This is a genomic window from Streptomyces sp. NRRL S-455 (assembly GCF_000717875.1).
In the GTDB taxonomy this organism is placed as follows: domain Bacteria; phylum Actinomycetota; class Actinomycetes; order Streptomycetales; family Streptomycetaceae; genus Streptomyces.
Map to the genome: position 1 here is coordinate 62,104 of NZ_JOCT01000009.1, position 23,192 is coordinate 85,295.

Sequence of the window (23,192 nt, forward strand, 5' to 3'; positions counted from 1 at the left end):
AGGGGGCGGACCAGGCCATGAAGGCATTCCGGCTGGACGAACTGGAGGCCGAACGCGCCGCCAACGAGGGCGCCTACCTGCAGTTTCTGCGCGAGCAGAACATGTCGGTCGGCCTGTACGCCCTCGACGCGGGCGACCAGGATCCACAGAAGCCGCACAATCAGGACGAGGTCTACTTCGTTGTGAGCGGCCGTGCCGCGATCACCGTCGGCCTGGAGACGACGCAGGTGGCGCGCGGCAGCGTGATCTACGTACCGGCGGGCGTGGCCCACAAGTTCCACCACATCACCGAGGACCTCAGGGTGCTGGTGGTCTTCTCTCCGCCCGAGAGCTGACGAACGGCCACCGGGTTCCCTAGGGGATCGGTCAGGGGAGGACAAGGGGTGCGAGGCCCCCGCCCGGCCCCCTCTCGGACCTAGCATCGAGTGCAGGACATCAGAACCGACAGGACCCGGCACCCGAACGGGCGGAGAGGTAAGGACGAGGGCGATGCGAGAGATCTTCGCGGGACTGCCGTGGTGGGTGAAGTGGGTCGCGGTGCCGGTCATCGCCCTGGTCGTGTTCGGCGGGCTGATAGCCAGCGTGGTCGGTTTCGTCATCGGACTGCTCTTCAAGGTGCTGGTCTTCGTGGCGCTGGTCAGTGGACTGATCTACGTCGTACGGAAGTTCACGTCGAGCTCCTCGTCGCGCAGCGACTGGTGAGACCGGTGCGAAACCGGTGGGGGTAGCGGACAACACCTGGAATCTCCGGTTCCCTCGGCCGGGGGAAGTTTCCCGGCGGCGCCGTCTCTGCGCGGTGACAGACGAATAGAGTCCGGAACTCGACGCGGGGACAGACCCCCGCGAGCGGCGTACCCCCACCCGTGTCTCGGCACGGGCCGCCCCCTCGCGCTTCGGAAGTGACCCTTGGCCCCGGCTGACACCGCACCAGTCCACCTGCACACAGTCCCCGCGCAACCCCGCTCGGCGGAACGGCCCGAGCAGCCTTCTTCCCCCGCATCACCGCCCCCGGCGACCCTGATCGGCTCCGTCCAGCGCGCGATGCGCCTGCTGGAGACCGTCGCCGGACACGAGTACGGCGCCCCTGCCAAGCAGTTGGCCCGGGAGACCGGGATCGCGCTGCCCACGACGTACCACCTGCTGCGCACCCTCGTGCACGAGGGCTATCTGCGCCGGGACAAGGGCCTGTTCTTCCTCGGGGAGGCTGCCGAGCGGCTGAGCAGCAGCGGGGCACGGCAGAAACGTCGCAGCACGATCGTCGACGCGCTCGCGCACTGGCGGGACGTGCTCGGCGTACCCGTGTACTACGCCCTGTACCGCGAGGGCGAGATCGAGCTCGTGTGCGTCTCGGACAGCCCGGCCAGTCCCGCGGTCGAGGAATGGGCCGACTTCCGGGAGACCGGGCACGCGCATGCCATCGGGCAGTGCCTGTTGTCCCAGCTGGACGAGGACGCCCGCCGGGATCACCTCGACCGCTACCCGGTGCAGCCGCTCACGCCGTACACGGTGCGGGACAACCACAGTCTGCTCCGGCGTCTGGAACGCGCGCGACGGATGGAACCGGTGACCGAACGTCAGGAGTACGCCCTGGGCACGGTCTGCGCGGCGATTCCGCTCACCCTGGGCACCACGGCCGCGACGATGGCCATCTCCCTGCCCGCCCACCAGACAGACCGGCTGCTCCCCGCGGCCCGGCGGTTGCAGGATGAGATCGGGCGGCGACTCGGCTCGCTGGCGCTCTCTATCAGTATGTGAAAACTCACTCCTTGTGATCTGCTGTGTACGTTCAGCAAGATTCCACCGAGTGTCAGAGGTTAGTTCCCGGCCAGTCCACGGCAAATGACGGGGTTAGCGATGCGCGAGTCCGTACAGGCAGAGGTCATGATGAGCTTTCTCGTGTCCGAGGAGCTCTCCTTCCGCATTCCGGTGGAGCTGCGCTATGAGACCAGTGATCCCTATGCCGTCCGGCTGACGTTCCACTTGCCCGGTGATGCCCCGGTGACCTGGGCTTTCGGGCGGGAGTTGCTGATCGACGGCGTCGGCCGGCCGTGCGGCGAGGGCGATGTGCGGGTCACCCCCGTCGACCCCGACTCGCTCGGCGAAGTGCTGATCCGGCTTCAGGTGGGCAGCGACCAGGCGCTCTTCCGGTCGTCGACGGCACCGCTCGTCGCCTTTCTGGACCGTACCGACAAGCTGGTGCCGCTGGGCCAGGAAGGCTCGCTCGCCGACTTCGACGCCCACCTCGACGAGGCCCTGGACCGCATCCTGGCGGAACAGGGCGCTGGGTGAGAGATCCGTCGGGCGGCCTGGTGGAGGAACGCTTCACCGGATGCCGCCGACCGCGCAGGAACGCTTCTCCGCACGAGGGGCGGATGACTCCCGCGTCAGCGAGGCCGGTGGGCTCAGACGACTCCGAGGCGCTTCGGCACAGCGGCGTCACCGGCCCTGAGGCGTCAGCGCTTACGCCGCCGCCCCCTCCCCCCGCGTGCCGGGACCGTGGCGGCCTCCGCGGCAGGCTCCGCTCCCGGACGGTCGGCCGAGACCACCAGCGCCGCCAGCAGCGTGGTGACCGGAACCGAAGCGACCAGACCGATCGAACCGATCAGCGTGCGCACGATCTCCTCCGCGACGATCTCACTGTTGGCGACCGTCCCCACCCCGCTCTGCGCGATGGAGAAGAGCAGCAGCAACGGCAGCGCGGCACCCGCGTAGGCGAGGACGAGCGTGTTGACGACCGAGGCGATGTGGTCGCGCCCGATCCGGATACCCGCGCGGTACAGCCCACGCCAGCCCGTCGACGGGTTGGCATCGTGCAGCTCCCAGACCGCCGACGTCTGCGTGACCGTCACGTCGTCGAGAACACCGAGCGAACCGATGATGACGCCGGCGAGCAGCAGACCGCTCATGTCGATCGTCGGGTAGAGGCCGTGGATCAAGCCGGTGTTGTCGTCGGTGTTGCCGGTGAGCGCCGCCCAGTCGATGAACACCGAGCCGAGAAGGCCGATCAGCAACAGCGAGACAAGGGTGCCCAGCACCGCCACGGACGTACGGGCGGACAGGCCGTGGCACAGGTACAGCGCGATGAGCATGATGGCGCTCGCACCCACCACCGCCACGAGCAGCGGGTTCGAGCCCTGCAGGATCGCGGGCAGGATGAAGAAGTTGAGCACCAGGAAGCTGATGGCCAGCGAGACGAGGGCCATGACACCCCGCAGCCGCCCGACGACCACGACGGCGAGTGCGAAGATGCCGGCGAGCAGCGCCAGCGGCAGACGACGGTTGACGTCGGTGACCGAGTACTGCAGGTCCCGCGGCGCGGAGGGCTCGTAGGCGACCACGACTTCCTGGCCCTCGCTCAACTGCCGGGACTGGTCCGGCTGGACGATCTCGGTGAACGTACGGCCCTTGTCCTTGCCGCTGTCGACCCGGATCGTCGCACGCTTGCAGGTGCCCTTCTCCTGCTGCACGGCGGAGGAACCCTCGGCGGTGGAGGTGTCGCCGGTCGGCGGGACTCCCTGGGTGCCCGCCTCCTTGCAGCTCACCTCGACCACCTTGGTGACGGTGGCCTGCTGGGTCTGCCGGTCGAAGCCGACGCCGGTGCGCTCGTGCGGCGGAGCACCACCCGGCCACAGCACGGCGAGACCGACCAGCACCGCCGCGGCGAACGGGATCAGCACCGCCGCGATGACCTTGCGCAGATGCATGGACACGGGCGTGGCCGGGCCGTGGTTGTGACTGTGCGAGTGGCCGTGTCCACCACCCGGCGCGGAGCCGGGCCCGTGACCATGCCCGTGTCCCCCACCGTCACCGTCGCCCCCGGCGTGCCCATGACCTCGGCCAGGACCGGTGCCCCCGTCGTGCCCATGGCCTCCGCCAGGACCGCTGCCCCCGCTGGATCCGTCGCGGCCGCGAGGAACGCGGGCACCGCCGGGACCGGAACCGTGCCGGTCCTCGGAGCCGGAACCAGTGTCGCCGGCGGCCCCGGTACCAGAACCCGCACCGCCCCAGGCTCCGAAGCCCGCACCTGGCCCGCTCCTGCCGCCGGGACCGTGCCCCTGCTGCTGTCCCCGGGCAGACTCCTGCCCGGCACCGGCGGTGAAATCGTGATCGCCTGCACGGCCGTCGCCGAATCCGGCGCCGGATCCGCGGGGCGGCTCGGGCGGTGGGTACGCGGGGCGCTGTGTCGAGGTCACCGACCGATCATCGCAAGAACGAAGGGGGCCCTCTGTTCACCGCGCCACAATTCCCGCTAGCGTGGAGGCGCCTTTTGTACACGCGGGAGCTCGGAGCACCGGGCTGAGAGGGCGCTGACCTCCGTCCCAGCGATGTTTCACATGAAACGTCACCGAAGTGTGAGTGATGTTTCACACGAAACGTCGGCGGACGGAAACCGCTGCGTCGACCGCCGAACCTGTTACCGGGTAATGCCGGCGTAGGGAGTAGGTCTCATGACCCACAAGGACGCGCGCACGCCTGCCTCCGTTCAGGACGAGAAGTCCCAGGAGGCCGGGAAGTCCATCGGCTGGCACAAGGCGTACGTCGAGGGCACCCGCCCCGACCTGCGGGTGCCGGTTCGCCAGGTGCATCTCACCAACGGTCAGTCGGTCACGCTGTACGACACGTCGGGCCCGTACACCGATCCACTCGTCGACACCGACGTCCGCAGGGGCCTTTCGCCGCTGCGCGAGAACTGGATCATCGCCCGCGGCGACACCGAGGAGTACGCGGGCCGCCCCGTCCGCCCAGAGGACGACGGCATCAAGCACACCTCGCCGCGCGGCGGCCTCCGCAACCTCGACGCTGTCTTCCCCGGTCGGCCGCGCCTGCCGCGTCGCAGCAGGGACGGCAAGGCGGTCACGCAGCTCGCGTACGCCCGGCGCGGCGAGATCACGCCGGAGATGGAGTACGTGGCCATCAGGGAGAACGTTTCGCCCGAAGTGGTCCGGGACGAGATCGCCGCGGGCCGTGCGGTGCTGCCGGCCAACGTCAACCACCCGGAGATCGAGCCGATGATCATCGGCAAGCGGTTCCTGGTGAAGGTCAACGCCAACATCGGCAACTCGGCGGTGACGTCCTCCATCGAGGAAGAGGTCGAGAAGATGACCTGGGCGACCCGCTGGGGCGCCGACACGGTCATGGACCTGTCCACCGGCCGCAACATCCACACCACACGCGAGTGGGTGCTGCGCAACTCCCCCGTGCCCATCGGCACCGTGCCGCTCTACCAGGCCCTGGAGAAGGTCGACGGCCGCGCCGAGGAACTGACCTGGGAGATCTACAAGGACACGGTCATCGAGCAGGCCGAGCAGGGCGTGGACTACATGACCGTCCACGCGGGCGTGCGCCTGGCGTACGTGCCGCTGACAGCGAACCGCAAGACCGGCATCGTCTCGCGCGGCGGCTCGATCATGGCTGCCTGGTGCCTCGCGCACCACAAGGAGTCGTTCCTCTACGAGAACTTCGAGGAACTCTGCGAGATCCTCGCCGCGTACGACGTCACGTACTCCCTCGGCGACGGCCTGCGGCCCGGCTCGATCGCGGACGCCAACGACGAGGCGCAGTTCGCGGAGCTGCGCACGCTCGGGGAACTCAACCGGATCGCGAAGCGTTTCCACGTACAGACCATGATCGAGGGCCCGGGCCACGTCCCGATGCACAAGATCAAGGAGAACATCGACCTGCAGCAGGAGATCTGCGACGAGGCTCCGTTCTATACGCTCGGCCCGCTGACCACGGACGTCGCGCCGGCGTACGACCACATCACCTCAGGCATCGGTGCGGCGATGATCGCCTGGTGGGGCACGGCCATGCTGTGTTACGTCACACCCAAGGAGCACTTGGGCCTGCCGAACCGCGACGACGTCAAGACCGGCGTCATCACCTACAAGATCGCCGCCCACGCGGCCGACCTCGCCAAGGGGCACCCAGGCGCCCAGGAGTGGGACGACGCGCTGTCCGACGCCCGCTTCGAGTTCCGGTGGGAGGACCAGTTCAACCTCGCCCTCGACCCGGACACCGCACGCGAGTTCCACGACGAGACCCTCCCGGCGGAGCCCGCCAAGACGGCTCACTTCTGCTCGATGTGCGGTCCGAAATTTTGCAGCATGAAGATTAGCCAAAGCATCACAGAGCGGTTCGGTGGTGCTGCAGCTGAGGGGGCCTCGCCCGAGGAGATCGCCGAGGGGATGCTCCAGAAGTCGAAGGAGTTCGCGGCGAGCGGGAACCGGGTTTATCTGCCGCTGGCTGATTAGTCGGAGCAGTGTGGGACGGCCCGCGGCTCGTGGAGTCGTGGGCCGTTCTGTCCGGCCTGTAGGGCACGGATCTGCCTGCGTGCTCAACGGCAGAGCGTCTGTTGAGGGGCTGGACGACGACGTCAGTTCGCTGGGCGTGGACCGGGTGCGATTCCCGTGAGACGGCTCCTGGTTCTCGACTCCATCTAGTCGCCGGCTCCCAGATAGAGCCTCGCCAGACGGGGCAGTCGCCGATACATCTCATTCGCGTCGTCGAAGTCGAAGTCTTCCCCCATGTCTGTTGCATCGGCGTCCTGATGAGCAACTGACCGGTACCCGGCCCAAGCCTCGTAGAAGGCATCCGGGTTTCCCGTAAGGCGTTCGAAGGCGGCGCCAGCGGCGTAGTTCATTTCCTCGTAGAACAGTGCCTCGTTGCGGTGGGCGCTCGCGGCTGCGATGACAGTGGGGTGCTCGGCGAGGTTGTCCGGATCAAGAGCCGTGCGCTCGTACCAGCCTCGTCCCAGCGCGATCACTCCTGCTCGGAAGTCCATGAAGCTGTCGTCGGAGCAGCCGCCGCCGATGAGGTACGCCGCAGCCCAGACGTCCCAGCGGTACAGAGCGTCGTGTACCTCATCGAACCGTTCGGCGTACTCAAGGATCTCCTGCGGAGCGCTACCGGCGAGCAGTTCCACCAGGGCCTCGTCGAGGGGCACGCCAGAGATGGCGGCCGACGAACGCGCGGACTCGATGATGTTCCAGAACCGGTCAGTGTTCATGGTGGTGCACTGTGCCATCCGCGTACGACAACGAGGCGGCGCGACTCCGGTCTGGACTTGTCCAGCATGAAGATCTCTCAGGACATCCGTCGTGAACACGGCGGCACCAAGACCGAGATCGAGGAGGGCATGGCCCAGAAGTCGAAGGAGTTCGCCGCGAGCGGCAACCGCGTGTACCTGCCGATCGCGGACTGACCCGGCCCGCGGCATTGATCGCGTAACGGAAACAGCACGGCGGCGCCTGCCCGGCCCAAGATCCCTACTGTCGTGGACATGGATGGGATCGATGTGCTCAACGGTGTCGTGGGCGCCGTATTCGGCATGGTGTTCGCCGTGCTGTTCCAGCAGCCGTTGCAGGACGCGTGGTACCGCCTGCGCAGACGTTCCACCAGTGCGGTCCGGGGCCTGAGGCGGCGTGAGGAGTCGACGCCCGCCTGGCGGGCGTTCTCCCTCGGACCGCTCCAGACGCCCGCCCTGATCGTCGAAGGCGACGGCGAGCTGCCCATATCACCCGAATCCGTCCATGTGCACGTACTCGACGAGGAGGTGACGCTGCCCCCGGACATGGCCGGCTGGCGGGACGAGATCGCCGAGGAGAGCGAGCGCCTGCAAGCCGAGGGACGCGCTTCGCTGTGGAACGGCCCGCGGTACGCGGTCGAATCCGTCGAGATCTCGCGTACGGCACTCGAGGAACGACCCGAAGTCCACCTGCGGCTGCGCCCGACCGACTACTACACCTTCCTCGCCGCCCAGCAGCTCGACCGTCGGCTCCCGGACGGCACCACGCCCAGGTCCCGCTACCTGGACCCGGACGAGCCGTTGAGGGCTCCGGCCTTCCTTCAGTGCAGCCTCGGGATCAACATCGCGGTGGTCACCGCGGACGACATGCTCGTGGTGACCCGGCGCAGCGACCGGGTCCGTATGGCCCCTGGCGTCTGGAACTCCTCGGTCAACGAGGGACTGTCACGCCACATCGACTCATCGGGAAGGAACGCACCCGACCTGCACGCGGTGGCCCGCCGCGGCATGCGGGAGGAACTGTCCCTGGAGGCCCACGAGTCCACACTCGAGCTCCTGGCCTTCGTACTGGACGTGGAGAGGAGGGGCTGGAGTGCGCACTTCTACGCCAGGCTGCACGAGCTGAAGAGCGCGGATCTGGAAGCACGGATGAGCAGGGGCGTCGCCGACCGCTGGGAGCACCAGACCATCGACTTCGTCCCCTTCCGGCCGACGACGGTGGTCAGGTACCTGCTGCGGGACGACCGCGTCCACCGCTGGGCGGCGACGGCACCGGCGCTGTACCACCTGGCCCTGGTACATGCCTTCAGCCGCCGCACAGTCGAACGGGTCGAGGCGCAGATCCTCCGTCGGCTGTGAGCAAGTCGGCTGCGCGGCGGGCACCGCACGGCGGCTCCTGGACAACACACCTAGACGTTACTCCGGCTGGTGTTCCGGTCCTCCGAAGTCCGGGCTGCTGTAGTCCGGGCTGCTGTAACTGGGCCGCGAGCCGCGCCGGCCGTCTTCGGGGCTGGTGAAGCCCGGGCGGTCGTAGCCGAGGTGCGGCATGCGGCTGACCGGTGCGGACGAGGAAGGGTGGCGCAGCGCGGCGGCCGCGCCCGGGTCGACGAGGGCCTCCCGCAGGAAGGGCAGGATGCCGCGCTCCAGCAGCGCCTCACGCCAGGCCGCCCTGGCCTTGTCCACTTCCCCCTGCAGCTCGGCGTACGGACCGACCTCCGCCGTCGGCTTGTTGCGCAGGGCGGTGAGCAGCAGACCCACGGCGGCGACGAGGATCGCGATGGCGGTCACGGCGCCGAACACCCAGCCCGTGGTGAGCATGGTCCGGGCGAAGGTCTGCTCCGGGTTGAGCATCTGCAGGATGTAGCCGACGAGCAGGAAGATCGCGGCGGCCGTGCCGGCCAGGAGGGGGGCGAGGACGGCGACAACGGCGATGGCGCCCGCGCCGGCGGTCTCGGCCACCTCTCCCATCGTGGCGGCGAGCCCCGCCGCGCCGGTGTCCGGCTCCGAGGAGCCGGAGTCGCCCACGGCCGGCCGGCCGGACTGCACCGGCTGGCGGAGCTCGTCGCGGATTTTGACGTAGTGCTGGTACTCGGTCGACGCGGCCGCCGTGATGATCGCGGTGGCGTTCAGCGCCATGGTGCGCAGCTGTTCGGGGTTGAGCCGCTGTCCGACAGCGGCGAGTTCCGGACGGTGTGGTGCGGAGCGCAGCGCCTCATCGAGGATCCGCTCGTATTCCTGGCGGTCCTCGCTCAGCAGGTGCTGCGGAACGCTGTTCATGTGCATCCCCCGATGCTCCGTAGGGCTTGTGGCTCGGCATGCTGACGAGCCGTCGGGCAGAAACGGAGGGGAGCCTGCTACGGATAAGCAGATGGTAGAGCCGTGGAGGTGGGCGGTGACAGGGGGTTTACCGAAATTGGCCCCTCGCCGGTCCGGTCATGTGAGGGGAAACGCCTGCCCGGTGAACGTTCACGTGCCCAGCGGCAGTTGCTGGACCAGCAGCTTTCCGGCCATGGTCACGCCGCCGTCCATCGCGATGGCGAGTCCGTCGGCGTAGACGTGCGGTCCCTCGATGACGGGGTCGCCGCTGTCCTCGTCGTCCTCGGAGCCGACCTCGCCCAGCAGGTACGGAATCGGGCTGTGGCCGTGAACGATGCGGGTGCCCCCGTACGTATCGAGCAGGGAGCGCACGGCGTCCGCGCCGCCCTCGTCGCGGAAGGAGAACCGCTTGGTGAACTTGCGGAACAGGTCCCAGACCTCGTCCGCGTCGTTGCGCGTGAGCGTCTCGCGGACGGTGTCGTTGACCTCTTCGATGGAGCGGCCGTAGTCGAGGTAGGCGGTGGTGTCGGAGTGTACGAGCAGGTGGCCGTCGACCTCCTCGACGGCGTCCAGGCGGGACATCCACTGCAGGTGGTGGTCCTGGAGGCGGTCCATGTCGGTCTTCTGGCCGCCGTTGAGCAGCCAGGCCGCCTGGAAGGTGGCGGTACCCGCGCCGGAGTTGACGGGGGTGTCGCCGAACCGCTTGGCGCCGAGCAGCAGCAGCTCGTGGTTGCCCATGAGCGCCTTGCAGTAGCCGCCGGCCGCGGCGGCCTCGGCGGACAGCCGCATCACCAGGTCGATGACGCCGATGCCGTCCGGCCCGCGGTCGGTGAAGTCGCCGAGGAACCACAGGCGGGCGGTGCCCGCGCACCAGTTGCCGGCGGCGTCGAGCAGGCCCTTCTCCTGCAGGGCGGCCACCAGCTCGTCGAGGTAGCCGTGCACGTCGCCCACGACGTACAGCGGGCCCTGTCCGGTGTTCGCCTGCGGGGCCGAGGCGGCTTCGGGATCGATGGTCACCTGGACAGTGTCCCCCCGGTTGACGACGGGAAGGTCACGCTGGGTCGGCGTGTATCCCTCGGGGTACGTCTCCTCGGGTGGTGGGGCGACCTCGGCGGGGTGGGCGCTGTGGACGTACGGACCGGCCTCGTGGACGTACGCGGGCACCCGGAAGTCGCGCAACGTCGCCGTCCGCTCCACCTCGGGTCCCTGACCGGCCCCCTGAGTCATCGACCCCTCCACCATCGCGCCGCATCTGCACCGCATCGGACTGCCTGGTCGTAGCGGCCCGTGGGTGTCGTGGGCCCATCATAGGAATGCGGATCGCGCCATGTGATGACCCAGGGGTGGTGAATCAGAGCAAGAGTCCAGTTCACCGTGGCTTTCGCCCCGATTGCGCCGGGCTTTGACCACCGTGTGACCGTCCTCGGACTTCTTCTCTTCGCGAGAACGATCCCTTCTCTCCTGGGGACCGGCCCGGTTTCTCCCCAGGAGTGTGTGACCTTCCCCCCTGCCCGGGGACCGGGCCTACGCCTGCTCGGGTGACCTCGGTGGGCTGACCGTGGTGCGCGGCGAGCGCCGCTGGGACGACGTCCGCACGATCAGTTCCGTCGGTATCACCTGCTCGACCGGCTGGTCCGCTTCCACTCCTTCGATGGCGTCGATCAGAAGCTGGACCACCGCCGTGCCGATGCGGCGGGGCTTCAGGGAGAGCGTGGTGATCGGCGGCTCGGTGTTGGCGTACACGGTGGACTCGCTGCAGCAGACGAGCAGCAGGTCGTCGGGGACGCGCAGGCCGTAGCGGCGGGCTGCGGCGAGCAGGTCGGTGCCGTTGGGGTCGAACAGTCCGTAGACCGCGTCGGGCCGGTCGGGGCGGGCGAGGAGCCGGTCGGCGGCGACGGCGCCCGCGCAGGGGTCGTGCGCCGGGTAGGCCTCGTACACCGGGTCCTGGCCCACGCGCTCGCACCAGCGCAGGTAGGCGGTGGTGGACAGGTGGGTGTACGTGTCCGTCGTGGTGCCGGTCAGCAGGCCGATGCGGCGGGCTCCGGCGGCGGCCAGGTGGTCGAGGATGCCGAGGACGGCGGCCTCGTGGTCGTTGTCGACCCAGGCCGTGACCGGCAGCGAGCCGGCCGGGCGGCCGTCGGAGACGACCGGCAGGCCCTGGCGGACGAGTTCGCTGACGACCGGGTCCTGGTCGGAGGGGTCGATGACGACCGTGCCGTCCAGGGCGACGTTCGACCACACGTCGTGGCGGGAGGTCGCGGGCAGGATGACCAGGGCGTAGCCGCGGGCCAGTGCGGCGGAGGTGGCGGCTCGCGCCATCTCGGCGAAGTACGCGAACTCGGTGAAGGTGAAAGGTTCATCCCCGTACGTGGTCACGGTCAGGCCGATGAGTCCCGACTTGCCGGTACGCAGTGTCCGGGCGGCGGCCGAGGGGCGATAGCCCAGCCGGTCGGCGACCTCGCGGACATGGCGCCGGGTGGCGTCCGGGAGCCGGCCCTTGCCGTTGAGGGCGTCGGAGACGGTCGTGATGGAGACTCCGGCGGCGGCGGCCACGTCCCTGATACCCGCTCGACCCGGCCGAGTGCCTCGCCGTGAGGTTTCCGCGCGGCTCACCTGGTGCTTCCCTGCTGCTGTCATGGCGAGCCGATAGTAGGGCTCATGGGGTGGGGTAGGGCGGACGCATATGCACACGTTGACAGGCACGTTTCTGCATGATCATTTAACTCCAATTGCTTTGGAAACCAAGGGGGTTGAACGCTCCCATGGCAGTACGTGACGTGGCGGCGCATGCAGGCCTGGCAGGTGGTCGAGGTTGCGAAGAGGTCTCAACTCACCTGCACGGGGGACGCGCGCCACGGAGTGCACCACCGGCGCGTAGATATATGTGCGGCGCGCCCCCGCATTCGTACGCCTTCGTACAGCGATGCCCTTGATGCCTGCGGGAGGCGGGAGGCCGGCGTTCGCCGCCCCGTCCCGGCTATACGCAGCGGCGCCGAATCCTCATAAGGTGAGGAGTATTGGATGTCGGCGGCGGTCATGGGCCGCCGGTCTTCGCGAGGAGGACTGCGGTGAGCGAGACGAGCCCGAAGCTGCGCGCCGAGCTGGAGGGTATCCCCACCTACAAGCCCGGCAGGCCCGCCGCGGCCGGTGGGCCGGTGGCCTACAAGCTGTCCTCCAACGAGAACCCCTATCCGCCGCTGCCGGGTGTGATGGAGACCGTGACGGCGGCGGCCTGCAACTTCAACCGCTACCCGGACATGGCGTGCACGGCGCTGATGAACGAGCTGTCCGAGCGGTTCGGCGTGCCCCTCACCCACCTGGCCACCGGCACCGGCTCGGTCGGTGTCGCCCAGCAGCTGATCCAGGCCACGTCCGGCCCCGGCGACGAGGTGATCTACGCCTGGCGGTCCTTCGAGGCGTACCCGATCATCACGCAGATCAGCGGCGCGACGTCGGTGCAAGTGCCGCTGACGTCAGGCGATGTGCACGACCTCGACGCGATGGCCGACGCGATCACCGACCGGACCCGGCTGATCTTCGTCTGCAACCCCAACAACCCGACCGGGACGGTCGTGCGGCGGGCGGAGCTGGAGCGTTTCCTCGACCGGGTGCCGAAGGACGTGCTGGTGGTGCTGGACGAGGCCTACCGCGAGTTCATCCGGGACGCCGAGGTGCCGGACGGTGTGGAGCTCTACCGTGACCGGCCCAACGTCTGCGTCCTGCGGACCTTCTCCAAGGCGTACGGCCTCGCCGGTCTGCGCGTGGGGTTCGCCATCGCCCACGAGCCGGTGGCCGCGGCGCTGCGCAAGACGGCCGTGCCGTTCGGGGTGAGCCAGCTCGCGCAGGAAGCGGCGATCGCCTCACTGCGCGCCGAGGACGAACTGCTCGGCCGGGTCGGCTCGCTGGTGTGTGAGCGCACGCGCGTGGTCGACGGGCTGCGCGCCCAGGGCTGGACGGTGCCCGAGACCCAGGCCAACTTCGTGTGGCTGCGACTGGGGGAGCGCACGGTCGCGTTCGCGGAGGCGTGCGAGCAGGCGGGCGTGGTGATCCGGCCCTTCCCGGGTGAGGGTGTGCGGGTGACGGTCGGGGAGACCGAGGCGAACGACATCCTGCTGAAGGTGGCGGAAGGGTTCCGCAAGGACCTGTAGGGGACCTGGGTCCGAAGTCCTGGGTCGCCGTCGAGGCTCCGTCGAGGCGGCCCAGGACGTGGTGCACGGGTCCGCGCGCAAGGGTGCTCTGACTCACAGGGCCCCCCTCGGTGGACTCGAAAGTGCGTGCTGCATAATGGCTTGTGAATGTGAACGCTTTCACAAGCGTATGTAAGGAGCGGCGACGTGGACCTGGCTTTGGCGCCGGAGACCCTGGCGCGATGGCAGTTCGGCATCACCACCGTCTATCACTTTCTGTTCGTCCCCCTGACGATCTCGCTGGCCGCGCTCACGGCCGGTCTGCAGACCGCCTGGGTGCGGACGGAGAAGGAGAAGTACCTCCGGGCCACCAAGTTCTGGGGCAAGCTCTTCCTGATCAACATCGCGATGGGCGTGGTCACCGGCATCGTGCAGGAGTTCCAGTTCGGCATGAACTGGTCCGACTACTCGCGCTTCGTCGGTGACGTCTTCGGTGCACCGCTCGCCTTCGAGGCCCTGATCGCCTTCTTCTTCGAGTCCACCTTCATCGGTCTGTGGATCTTCGGCTGGGACAAGCTGCCGAAGAAGATCCACCTGGCCTGCATATGGATGGTCTCGACCGGCACGATCCTGTCGGCCTACTTCATCCTCGCGGCCAACTCCTGGATGCAGCACCCGGTCGGCTACCGGATCAACGAGGCCAAGGGACGGGCCGAGCTCACCGACTTCTGGCTGGTGCTCACCCAGAACACCGCGCTCGCCCAGGTCTTCCACACGCTCACCGCTGCCTTCCTGACCGGCGGCGCCTTCATGGTCGGCATCGCCGCCTTCCACCTGGTCCGCAAGAAGCACGTCCCCGTGATGAAGACCTCGCTGCGGCTGGGCCTCGTCACGGTCGTGATCGGCGGTCTGCTCACCGCGATCAGCGGTGACGTCCTCGGCAAGATCATGTACGAGCAGCAGCCGATGAAGATGGCCGCGGCCGAGGCGCTGTGGGACGGCGAGAAGCCGGCGCCCTTCTCGGTCTTCGCGGTCGGCGACGTCGACAAGGGCCACAACAAGGTCGCCATCGAGATCCCGGGCCTGCTGTCCTTCCTCGCCAAGGACGACTTCACCTCGTACGTCCCCGGCATCAACGACGTCAACAAGGCCGAGCAGGAGAAGTACGGACCCGGCGACTACCGGCCCAACATCCCGGTCGCCTACTGGGGCTTCCGCTGGATGATCGGCTTCGGCATGACCTCGTTCGCCATCGGCCTGGCCGGACTGTGGCTCACCCGCAAGAAGTTCATGCTGCCCCAGCATCTGCGGGTGGGCGACGACGAGGTGCCGCACCTCGTGCTGCTGCCGAAGAAGGCACTCGGCCCGACCCTGACCAAGTGGTACTGGCGGATGGCGATCCTGACCCTGGGCTTCCCGCTGATTGCCAGCTCCTGGGGATGGATCTTCACCGAGATGGGCCGCCAGCCGTGGGTCGTCTACGGCCTGTTCCAGACGCGTGACGCGGTCTCCCCCGGTGTCTCCCAGGCCGAGGTGCTCACCTCGATGATCGTCTTCACCACGCTGTACGCGATCCTCGCGGTCGTCGAGGTCAAGTTGCTGGTCAAGTACGTCAAGGCGGGGCCGCCCGAACTCACCGAGGCCGACCTCAACCCGCCCACGAAGATCGGCGGCGACTCCCGTGACGCCGACAAGCCGATGGCCTTCTCGTACTAGGCCGAGGGAGCTGCAAGTCATGGAACTGCACGACGTCTGGTTCGTCCTGATCGCCGTCCTGTGGACCGGCTACTTCTTCCTGGAGGGCTTCGACTTCGGGGTCGGTGTGCTCACCAAGCTGCTGGCCCGCGACCGGCCCGAGAAGCGGGTGCTGATCAACACCATCGGTCCCGTCTGGGACGGCAACGAGGTGTGGCTGCTGTCGGCGGGCGGTGCCACCTTCGCCGCCTTCCCCGAGTGGTACGCCACGCTCTTCTCCGGCTTCTACCTGCCGCTCCTGCTCATCCTGGTCTGTCTGATCGTCCGCGGTGTGGCCTTCGAGTACCGCGCGAAGCGGCCCGAGGAGAACTGGCAGCGCAACTGGGAGACGGCGATCTTCTGGACCTCGCTGCTCCCCGCGTTCCTGTGGGGGGTGGCCTTCGGCAACATCGTGCGGGGCGTGAAGATCGACCAGGACTTCAACTACGCCGGTGGCGTCCTGGACCTGCTCAACCCGTACGCGCTGCTGGGCGGCCTGGTCACGCTGGCGCTGTTCACCTTCCACGGGACGGTGTTCGTCGGGCTCAAGACCGTCGGGGAGATCCGGGAGCGGGCGCGGAAGCTGGCGCTGCGCGTCGGAGCGGTGACCGCCCTGCTGGCCCTCGCCTTCCTGCTGTGGACGCAGTCCGACCGGGGCGACGGCGCGACCCTCGTCGCGCTGGTCGCGGCCGTGGCGTCGCTCGTCGTGGCCCTGTTCGCGGCCCGGGCGGGGCGTGAGGGCTGGGCGTTCGCCCTGTCGGGGCTCACCATCGTGGCCACGGTCGCGATGCTCTTCCTGACGCTGTTCCCGAATGTCATGCCGTCGACGCTCAACCCGGACTGGAGCCTGACGGTCACCAACGCCGCGTCCAGCCCGTACACGCTGAAGATCATGACGTGGTGTGCGGCGATCGCCGCTCCGATCGTGATGCTCTACCAGGGCTGGACCTACTGGGTGTTCCGCAAGCGGATCGGCACGCAGCACATCGCCGATCCCGTGCACTGAGGTGTGTTTCACGTGAAACCGATCGATCCGCGTCTGCTCCGGTACGCCCGTGCCACCCGGGGCTTCCTGGTGGCGGTCGTCGCCCTGGGTGCCGTCGGGGCGGGGTTGGTCGTCGCGCAGGCGATGCTCATCGCCGACGTGGTGGTCGGCGCGTTCCAGCACCGCATGCCGGTGGCCGGCCTCGGCACTCCCCTGCTGCTGCTGGCCGCCGTCGCGGTCGGCCGGGCGCTGGTCGGCTGGCTGACCGAGCTGGCGGCGCACCGGGCGAGCGCGGCGGTGAAGTCCGAGCTGCGGGGGCGGCTGCTGGAGCGCTCCGCTTCGCTGGGCCCGGGCTGGCTGAGCGGGCAGCACACCGGTTCGCTGGTCGCCCTGGCCACCCGGGGCGTCGACGCCCTCGACGACTACTTCTCGCGGTACCTGCCGCAGCTCGGTCTCGCGGTGGTCGTGCCGGTGGCGGTGCTGGCGCGGATCGTCACCGAGGACTGGGTCTCCGCCGCCATCATCGTCGGCACCCTGCCGCTCATCCCGGTCTTCATGGTGCTGATCGGCTGGGCCACCCAGTCCCGGATGGACCGGCAGTGGCGGCTGCTCTCCCGGCTCTCCGGTCATTTCCTGGATGTCGTCGCCGGGCTTCCGACACTCAAGGTCTTCGGGCGGGCCAAGGCGCAGGCCGAGTCGATCCGGCGGATCACCGGCGAGTACCGGCGAGCGACCATGCGGACGCTGCGGATCGCCTTCATCTCCTCCTTCGCGCTGGAGCTGCTCGCGACGATCTCGGTGGCGCTGGTCGCCGTGACGATCGGCATGCGGCTGGTGCACGGCGAGATGGACCTGTACACCGGCCTGGTCATTCTGATCCTGGCGCCGGAGGCGTACCTGCCGCTGCGGCAGGTCGGCGCGCAGTACCACGCGGCGGCGGAAGGCCTCGCCGCGGCCGAGGAGATCTTCGGTGTCCTGGAGACGCCCGTGCCGGCCTCCGGCACCGTGGCCGTGCCTGAGGGCGCGCTGGCTGTCGAGGGGGTGACCGTGCGGTACCCGGGGCGGTCGGCGGACGCCGTGGCGGACGTGTCCTTCACCGTCGAGCCAGGGGAGACGGTCGCGCTGGTCGGGCCCAGCGGCGCCGGCAAATCGACGTTGCTGCACGTCCTGCTCGGATTCGTGCGGCCGGCCGAGGGACGGGTACGGGTCGGGGGAGTCGACCTCGATGACGCCGACCTCGAGCAGTGGCGCTCCCGGGTCGCGTGGGTGCCGCAGCGGCCGCACCTGTACGCCGGGACGATCGCCGAGAACGTACGACTGGCACACCCCGGGGCCACCGATGACGCCGTACGGCGGGCGCTGCGGGACGCCGGGGCGCTGGAGTTCGTGGACGCGCTGCCCGAGGGCCCGGACACCGTGCTCGGCGAGAACGGGGCGGGGCTGTCCGCCGGGCAGCGACAGCGGCTGGCGCTGGCCCGGGCGTTCCTCGCGGACCGGCCGGTGCTGCTGCTCGACGAGCCGACGGCCGCGCTGGACGGAGCCACCGAGGCCGAGGTCGTGGCGGCGGTGCGGCGGCTGGCGGCCGGGCGGACGGTGCTGCTGGTCGTGCACCGGCCGGCGCTGCTGGGGGTGGCCGACCGGGTGGTGCGGCTGGCGGAGCCCGAGACCGCGGCCCTGGCTGCCGCGTCTGTCGAAACCCAGGTGTCCGGCACGCCTTCCGTCGGAGCCCCGGGGTCCGGAACGCGTTCCGTCGAGGCCGAGCTGCCCGGGCAGACCGGGCCGGAAGCAGTCGCGGCGTCCGCTTCGGGCGGTGTGCTCGCGCGGGTCCGCGCCATGTCCGGTGCCCGGCGCGGGCGGCTCGGGCTCGCGCTGCTCCTCGGGAGCCTCGCGCTCGGGAGCGCCGTCGGCCTCATGGCCACCTCAGGGTGGCTGATCTCACGGGCCTCGCAGCAGCCGCCCGTGCTGTATCTGATGATGGCCGTGACGGCGACGCGGGCGTTCGGGATCGGGCGGGCCGTGTTCCGGTACGCCGAGCGGCTTGTCTCGCACGACGCCGTGCTGCGGATGCTGGCGGACACCAGGGTCGCCGTGTTCCGCAGGCTGGAGCGGCTGGCCCCCGCCGGGCTGCGCCGCACCCGCCGGGGTGATCTGCTCTCCCGGCTGGTCGCCGACGTGGACGCGCTGCAGGACTACTGGCTGCGATGGCTCCTGCCGGCCGGTGCGGCGGTCCTCGTGTCCGCCGCTTCCGTCGGCTTCACGGCGTGGCTGCTGCCCGAGGCCGGGGCGGTGCTCGCGGCCGGGCTGCTGGCCGCGGGGGCGGGCGTGCCGATGGTCACGGGCGCCGTCGCCCGGCGTGCCGAGCACCGGCTGGCGCCCGCCCGTGGGGTGCTCGCGACGCGCGTGGCCGACCTGCTCACCGGCACCGCCGAGCTGACCGTCGCCGGTGCCCTGCCCGCGCGGACCGCCCAGGCCCGCGAGGCCGACGGGGTGCTCACCCGGATCGCCTCGCGCACCGCCACCGCGACGGCCCTCGGCGACGGGCTCACCGCGCTGATCTCCGGGCTGACCGTCACGGCCGCCGCCCTGGTCGGCGCGCAGGCGGTCGCCGCCGGGCGGCTGGACGGCGTGGCCATGGCCGTCGTGGTCCTCACCCCGCTGGCCGCCTTCGAGGCCGTGCTCGGGCTGCCGCTGGCCGTGCAGTACCGGCAGCGGGTGCGCCGGAGCGCCGAGCGGGTGTACGAGGTGCTGGACGCCCCGGAGCCCGTGCGGGAGCCGGAGCGGCCCCGGCAGGCGCCCGCGTCGCCGTTCCCGGTCGTCCTGAAGGGGGTGGCCGCACGGTACGCCGGCCAGGACCGGGACGCGCTCGCCGGGCTGGACCTGACCCTCGAGGAGGGTCGCCGGGTCGCCGTGGTCGGGCCCTCCGGTTCCGGCAAGACGACGCTGGCGCAGGTGCTGCTGCGCTTCCTCGACGCGGACAGGGGCTCGTACACGCTGGCCGGCGTGGACACGTACGCGCTGCAGGGCGACGACGTGCGGAGGCTCGTCGGGCTGTGCGCGCAGGACGCGCACCTCTTCGACAGCTCGTTGCGTGAGAACCTGCTGCTCGCCAGGAAGGACGCCACGGAGGACCGACTGCGCGCCGCGCTCGGCCGGGCCCGGCTGCTGGACTGGGCCGACAGCCTGCCCGACGGGCTCGACACGCTCGTCGGCGAGCACGGGGCGCGGCTGTCCGGAGGGCAGCGGCAGCGGCTGGCGCTGGCCCGGGCGCTGCTCGCCGACTTCCCCGTCCTGGTGCTCGACGAGCCCGCCGAGCACCTGGACCTGCCGACCGCCGACGCACTCACCGCCGACCTGCTGGCCGCGACCGAGGGCCGTACGACACTGCTCATCACGCACCGGCTGGCGGGCCTGGAGGCGGTGGACGAGGTGATCGTGCTGGAGCAGGGGCGTGTGGTGCAGCGCGGGACGTACGCTCAACTGGTGGCGATGGAAGGTCCGTTGCGGGAGATGGCGGCGCGGGAGGCGGCGGAGGAACCGGTGGGAGCTCGGTAGCGGCCCGAAGTCCCCGGGCCGGGTGGTGCCGCGCTGATCCATTCGGAGCAGCCTGTCCCCCAGCCGTACGACCTGAACAGGACCGGGCCGCCGTGGCCGGGCGACGATCACTGACATGCGCTCATATCGCCGCCATCGGCTGCTCGTTCCGGTCCTGCTGTGCGCACTGGCGGTTCTCGCGGCCCGGCCCACCGCGGCGGACAGGCGGCCCGGCAGCGGCACCGCCGGGGACTCGGGCCTCAGCTCCGAGGTGGTGCGGCTGTACGAGGAGGCAGCCGTCGCGACCCAGCAGTACGAGGCGGGGCGCAGGGAGGCCGAGGAGCAACGGGCCCGGGCCCGGCGAGCTGAGGAACTGGTGGATCGCCAGCGGCGGCACATCGCCGCCCTGCACGAGGACCTGGGCCGGATCGCCCGTGCCCAGTACCGCGGCAGCGGCGGCCTGCCGGTGGCGGCGCAGATGATCCTCGCCGACAGCCCCGACGACCTGATGCGGGGCCACCACGCCTTCTCCCAGGCTGACCTCGCCGTGAACAACGCGATCGCCGAGAGCCGCCGCGCCGAGGAACGGCTCGCCGCCGACGAGGCCGAGGCCGCGGCCCAGTGGCAGGCGCTGGAGCAGCGGAACACGCGGCTCGCCACGCTGAAGGCGAGCATCGAGCGGAAACTCGAAACGGCACGCTCGCGGCTTCAGGGGCAGGCGGACGCCTCGGCGGCCGCCGGGGCGTGCCGGGGCGCCGTCCGGCTCGACCAGCCGGAGACGGAGTTCACGAACGCCTGGGTCGCGCCGGTGGAGACGTACGAGCTGTCCGCGTCGTACGGCAGGGGCGGTTCGCGCTGGGCGAGCCGGCACACGGGGCAGGACTTCGCGGTGCCGATCGGCACGCCGGTGCGGGCCGTGGGGACGGGCCGGGTGGTGAGGGTGTCCTGCGGCGGTGCCTTCGGCATCGAGATCGTGCTCAAGCACGCGGGCGGCCACTACACGCAGTACGCCCATCTGGCGTCCGTCGCGGTCGACCAGGGGGAGCACGTCACCCCCGGCCAGTGGATCGGCCAGTCGGGCAACACCGGCAACTCCACCGGCCCTCACCTGCACTTCGAGGCCCGGATCACGCCGGAGACGGGCTCGGCGGTGGACCCGGTGGCGTGGCTGGAGGAACGAGGGGTGTCGCTCTGAGGCGGCGCGGGGGCTACGGCAGCTCGCCCAGCAGGTGCTCGATCACGACGGCCACGCCGTCCTCGTTGTTCGCGACCGTCCGTCCCGAGGCCGCGGCGATCACGTCCGGGTGGGCGTTGCCCATCGCGTACGACCGGCCCGCCCAGGTCAGCATCTCGACGTCGTTCGGCATGTCCCCGAAGGCGACGACCTCCTCGTGCGAGATGCCGCGCTCGGCACAGCACAGGGCGAGCGTGCTCGCCTTGGACACGCCTGGGCCGCTGATCTCCAGCAGGGCGCTGGGGCTGGAGCGGGTCACGCCGGCGCGGTCGCCGATGGCGAGCCGGGCCAGGGTCAGGAAGGCGTCGGGGTCCAGTTCGGGGTGGTAGGCCAGGATCTTCAGTACCGGCTCGGCGGCCGCCCGGTGGTCCGGCGACAGCAGTTCCTCGGCCGGAGCGAGGCTGTCGGGGATCTCCATGTGCAGCTTCGGATACGCCGGCTCCTGATAGAAGCCGTATGTCTGCTCCACCGCGTACACCGTGCCCGGCGCCGCCTCGCGCAGCAGTCGTACGGCGTCCAGCGCGTTCTCCCGCGCCAGCTCGCGCACCTTCACGAACTGGTGGGCGCCGGGGCCGCCGTGCAGGTCGACCACGGCGGCCCCGTTGCCGCAGATCGCCAGGCCGTGGCCGTGGACATGGTCGCTGACGACGTCCATCCAGCGGGCCGGGCGGCCGGTGACGAAGAAGACCTCGACGCCCGCCTCCTCGGCTGCGGCCAGCGCGGCGACCGTGCGTGGGGACACCGACTTGTCGTCCCGCAGCAGGGTGCCGTCGAGGTCGGTGGCGATCAGCCGTGGCGGGACGGTCTCGGCCGCGGTCTCGGGTTCTCGGGTCGCTGAGGTCACCGGGCCATTGTCCCGCATATGCCTGCACGGGCGTGCGGGAGTCCGCACAGGTGAGTGGATACCGCCCTCACCAGGGTGTACCGAGGGAGTGGTGAGGGCTTACCGAGGGAGTCGTGCGCAGAGGCCGCTTCAAAGGCCGCCCCTTCAAGAGCGGCCCACGACGCCTCAGCCCAGCTGTCCCGGCGCCTCCATGGCGATCCGCTCGAAGACCTTCTCGTCCGCCGCGAAGTTCGATTCGGGGATGGGCCAGTGGATCACGAGCTCCGTGAAGCCCAGTTCCAGGTGCCGGCCGGCGAAGTCCACGAAGGCGTCCAGGGACTGGAGCGGGCCGTTGCGGTCCGGAGTGAATCCGGTGAGCAGCACCTTGTCGAGGCCGGTCATGTCCCGGCCGATCTCGGCGCAGGTGTCGGCGAGCTTCTCCGCCTGTCCGCGAATGGCCTGAACCGACTGTTCAGGGGTGCCGTGCTCGAACAGCTTGGGGTCGCCGGTGGTCACCCACGCCTGCCCGTACCGGGCGGCCAGTCGCAGTCCGCGCGGCCCGGTCGCGGCCACCGCGAAGGGCAGCCTGGGGCGCTGCACACAGCCAGGGATGTTCCGCGCCTCGTGGGCCGAGTAGAAGTCGCCGTCGTACGACACGGTGTCCTCGCTGAGCAGCCGGTCGAGCAGCGGGACGAACTCGGCGAAGCGGTCGGCGCGCTCGCGCGGGGTCCACGGCTCCTGGCCGAGAGCGGTGGCGTCGAAGCCGGTGCCGCCCGCGCCGATGCCCAGGGTGACCCGCCCCCCGGAGATGTCGTCGAGGGAGATCAGCTCCTTGGCGAGGGTCACCGGGTGCCGGAAGTTCGGCGAGGTCACCAGCGTGCCCAGCCGCAGCCGGTCGGTGACGGTCGCGGCGGCGGTGAGTGTCGGTACGGCGCCGAACCACGGGCCGTCCCGGAAGGTGCGCCAGGAGAGATGGTCGTACGTGTACGCGGTGTGGAAACCGAGCTCCTCGGCACGCGTCCAGGCCGCGCGGCCGCCTTCGTGCCAGCGGCGGTAGGGGAGGATCACGGTGCTCAGGCGCAGACTCATGGCGTCGAGCCTAAAGGAGCCCCTCAGGGTGCCCGTGTTTCACGTGAAACGGTCACCGGAAGCAGCCGACCGCGCACAGCAGGTCAGCGCGGCCTCGACGCTGTGACACTGGTCGGCACGGATCCAAGAGCTCTCGACAGCGATGCATCCCACCACGGTGCGGCAGAGACGTGAATCACGCGATCGAGTCTTGTGCCGGAGGTTTGATCCACAGCGAAGTGCGGTTATCCACAGGGGAATTGGCGATCCTGTGGACAACTGGCCTTCCTCGCGGGCGTCTTGGGCACCCTCCAGCATCACCGCAACCACCGCCTCGTCGCGCACCACCG

The 23,192-nt window shown here is 70.0% G+C and carries 18 protein-coding genes, 1 pseudogene and 1 riboswitch; of the genes and pseudogenes, 12 read left to right on the plus strand and 7 right to left on the minus strand.

What is annotated here, in order from left to right; translation table 11 throughout:
• The first annotated feature begins 17 nt into the window (after positions 1-17).
• From IE97_RS0113400 to IE97_RS0113415, 4 genes are all read left to right on the plus strand, one after another.
• Positions 18-335 carry a cupin domain-containing protein gene (locus tag IE97_RS0113400; protein WP_010032823.1) on the plus strand — a complete coding sequence of 106 codons (318 nt, stop codon included), beginning with the start codon at positions 18-20 and terminating at the stop codon, positions 333-335.
• A 154-nt stretch (positions 336-489) separates the two neighbouring features.
• Positions 490-702, plus strand: a complete 213-nt coding sequence (locus IE97_RS0113405; protein ID WP_030237513.1) for a DUF5326 family protein — start codon at positions 490-492, stop codon at positions 700-702.
• Positions 703-1,041: 339 nt separating this feature from the next.
• Positions 1,042-1,755, plus strand: a complete 714-nt coding sequence (locus IE97_RS0113410; RefSeq protein WP_030237517.1) for an IclR family transcriptional regulator domain-containing protein — start codon at positions 1,042-1,044, stop codon at positions 1,753-1,755.
• 99 nt (positions 1,756-1,854) lie between these two features.
• Positions 1,855-2,289, plus strand: a complete 435-nt coding sequence (locus IE97_RS0113415) for an SsgA family sporulation/cell division regulator (protein ID WP_010032831.1) — start codon at positions 1,855-1,857, stop codon at positions 2,287-2,289.
• 164 nt (positions 2,290-2,453) lie between these two features.
• Here the strand turns inward: IE97_RS0113415 and IE97_RS0113420 are convergent, their stop codons facing one another.
• On the minus strand, positions 2,454-4,193 hold the full coding sequence (locus IE97_RS0113420) for a YibE/F family protein (RefSeq protein WP_078603213.1): 1,740 nt from the start codon (positions 4,191-4,193) through the stop codon (positions 2,454-2,456).
• 72 nt (positions 4,194-4,265) lie between these two features.
• Positions 4,266-4,456, plus strand: a riboswitch (TPP riboswitch).
• Here IE97_RS0113420 and thiC point away from each other — a divergent pair.
• Entirely contained in the window at positions 4,449-6,251 is a 1,803-nt protein-coding gene (gene thiC, locus IE97_RS0113425) for a phosphomethylpyrimidine synthase ThiC (protein ID WP_030237527.1), read from the plus strand. It overlaps the preceding riboswitch by 8 nt.
• A gap of 185 nt (positions 6,252-6,436) precedes the next feature.
• Here the strand turns inward: thiC and IE97_RS0113430 are convergent, their stop codons facing one another.
• Positions 6,437-7,006 (minus strand): DUF4240 domain-containing protein, encoded by a 570-nt coding sequence (locus IE97_RS0113430; protein WP_030237531.1) that lies wholly within the window; start codon positions 7,004-7,006, stop codon positions 6,437-6,439.
• Between the two features lie 48 nt (positions 7,007-7,054).
• On the opposite strand from IE97_RS0113430, the pseudogene IE97_RS0113435 reads away from it, so the two are divergent.
• Positions 7,055-7,201 (plus strand): annotated as a pseudogene (locus tag IE97_RS0113435) (thiamine biosynthesis protein ThiC); the annotation flags it as partial.
• Between the two features lie 78 nt (positions 7,202-7,279).
• Positions 7,280-8,383 carry a hypothetical protein gene (locus IE97_RS0113440; RefSeq protein WP_037844297.1) on the plus strand — a complete coding sequence of 368 codons (1,104 nt, stop codon included), beginning with the start codon at positions 7,280-7,282 and terminating at the stop codon, positions 8,381-8,383.
• Positions 8,384-8,440: 57 nt separating this feature from the next.
• Here IE97_RS0113440 and IE97_RS0113445 read toward each other — a convergent pair whose 3' ends face one another.
• The 3 genes from IE97_RS0113445 to IE97_RS0113455 all read right to left on the minus strand — a co-directional run bounded on the left by IE97_RS0113445 (position 8,441) and on the right by IE97_RS0113455 (position 11,977).
• Positions 8,441-9,307, minus strand: a complete 867-nt coding sequence (locus tag IE97_RS0113445; RefSeq protein WP_030237544.1) for a hypothetical protein — start codon at positions 9,305-9,307, stop codon at positions 8,441-8,443.
• A gap of 183 nt (positions 9,308-9,490) precedes the next feature.
• Positions 9,491-10,582, minus strand: coding sequence for a metallophosphoesterase family protein (locus tag IE97_RS0113450; protein WP_106975338.1), 1,092 nt, complete (start codon positions 10,580-10,582; stop codon positions 9,491-9,493).
• A gap of 282 nt (positions 10,583-10,864) precedes the next feature.
• Positions 10,865-11,977 (minus strand): LacI family DNA-binding transcriptional regulator, encoded by a 1,113-nt coding sequence (locus tag IE97_RS0113455; RefSeq protein ID WP_078603214.1) that lies wholly within the window; start codon positions 11,975-11,977, stop codon positions 10,865-10,867.
• A 431-nt stretch (positions 11,978-12,408) separates the two neighbouring features.
• Here IE97_RS0113455 and hisC point away from each other — a divergent pair, with 431 nt between their 5' ends.
• From hisC to IE97_RS0113480, 5 genes are all read left to right on the plus strand, one after another.
• The gene (hisC, locus tag IE97_RS0113460) at positions 12,409-13,488 is read left to right on the plus strand and encodes a histidinol-phosphate transaminase (protein WP_030237555.1); all 1,080 of its coding nucleotides are present in this window, start codon (positions 12,409-12,411) and stop codon (positions 13,486-13,488) included.
• A gap of 186 nt (positions 13,489-13,674) precedes the next feature.
• Positions 13,675-15,183 (plus strand): cytochrome ubiquinol oxidase subunit I, encoded by a 1,509-nt coding sequence (locus IE97_RS0113465; protein ID WP_030237557.1) that lies wholly within the window; start codon positions 13,675-13,677, stop codon positions 15,181-15,183.
• Between the two features lie 19 nt (positions 15,184-15,202).
• Positions 15,203-16,207 (plus strand): cytochrome d ubiquinol oxidase subunit II, encoded by a 1,005-nt coding sequence (gene cydB, locus IE97_RS0113470; protein WP_030237558.1) that lies wholly within the window; start codon positions 15,203-15,205, stop codon positions 16,205-16,207.
• A 12-nt stretch (positions 16,208-16,219) separates the two neighbouring features.
• Positions 16,220-19,738: a thiol reductant ABC exporter subunit CydD gene (gene cydD / locus IE97_RS0113475; protein ID WP_037844289.1), complete on the plus strand. Its 3,519-nt coding sequence runs from the start codon at positions 16,220-16,222 to the stop codon at positions 19,736-19,738.
• 115 nt (positions 19,739-19,853) lie between these two features.
• On the plus strand, positions 19,854-20,912 hold the full coding sequence (locus IE97_RS0113480) for a M23 family metallopeptidase (RefSeq protein WP_030237564.1): 1,059 nt from the start codon (positions 19,854-19,856) through the stop codon (positions 20,910-20,912).
• 13 nt (positions 20,913-20,925) lie between these two features.
• Here IE97_RS0113480 and IE97_RS0113485 read toward each other — a convergent pair whose 3' ends face one another.
• Entirely contained in the window at positions 20,926-21,813 is an 888-nt protein-coding gene (locus tag IE97_RS0113485) for a Cof-type HAD-IIB family hydrolase (RefSeq protein WP_078603215.1), read from the minus strand.
• 147 nt (positions 21,814-21,960) lie between these two features.
• The gene (locus IE97_RS0113490) at positions 21,961-22,863 is read right to left on the minus strand and encodes an LLM class flavin-dependent oxidoreductase (protein WP_030237570.1); all 903 of its coding nucleotides are present in this window, start codon (positions 22,861-22,863) and stop codon (positions 21,961-21,963) included.
• Positions 22,864-23,192: the final 329 nt, after the last annotated feature.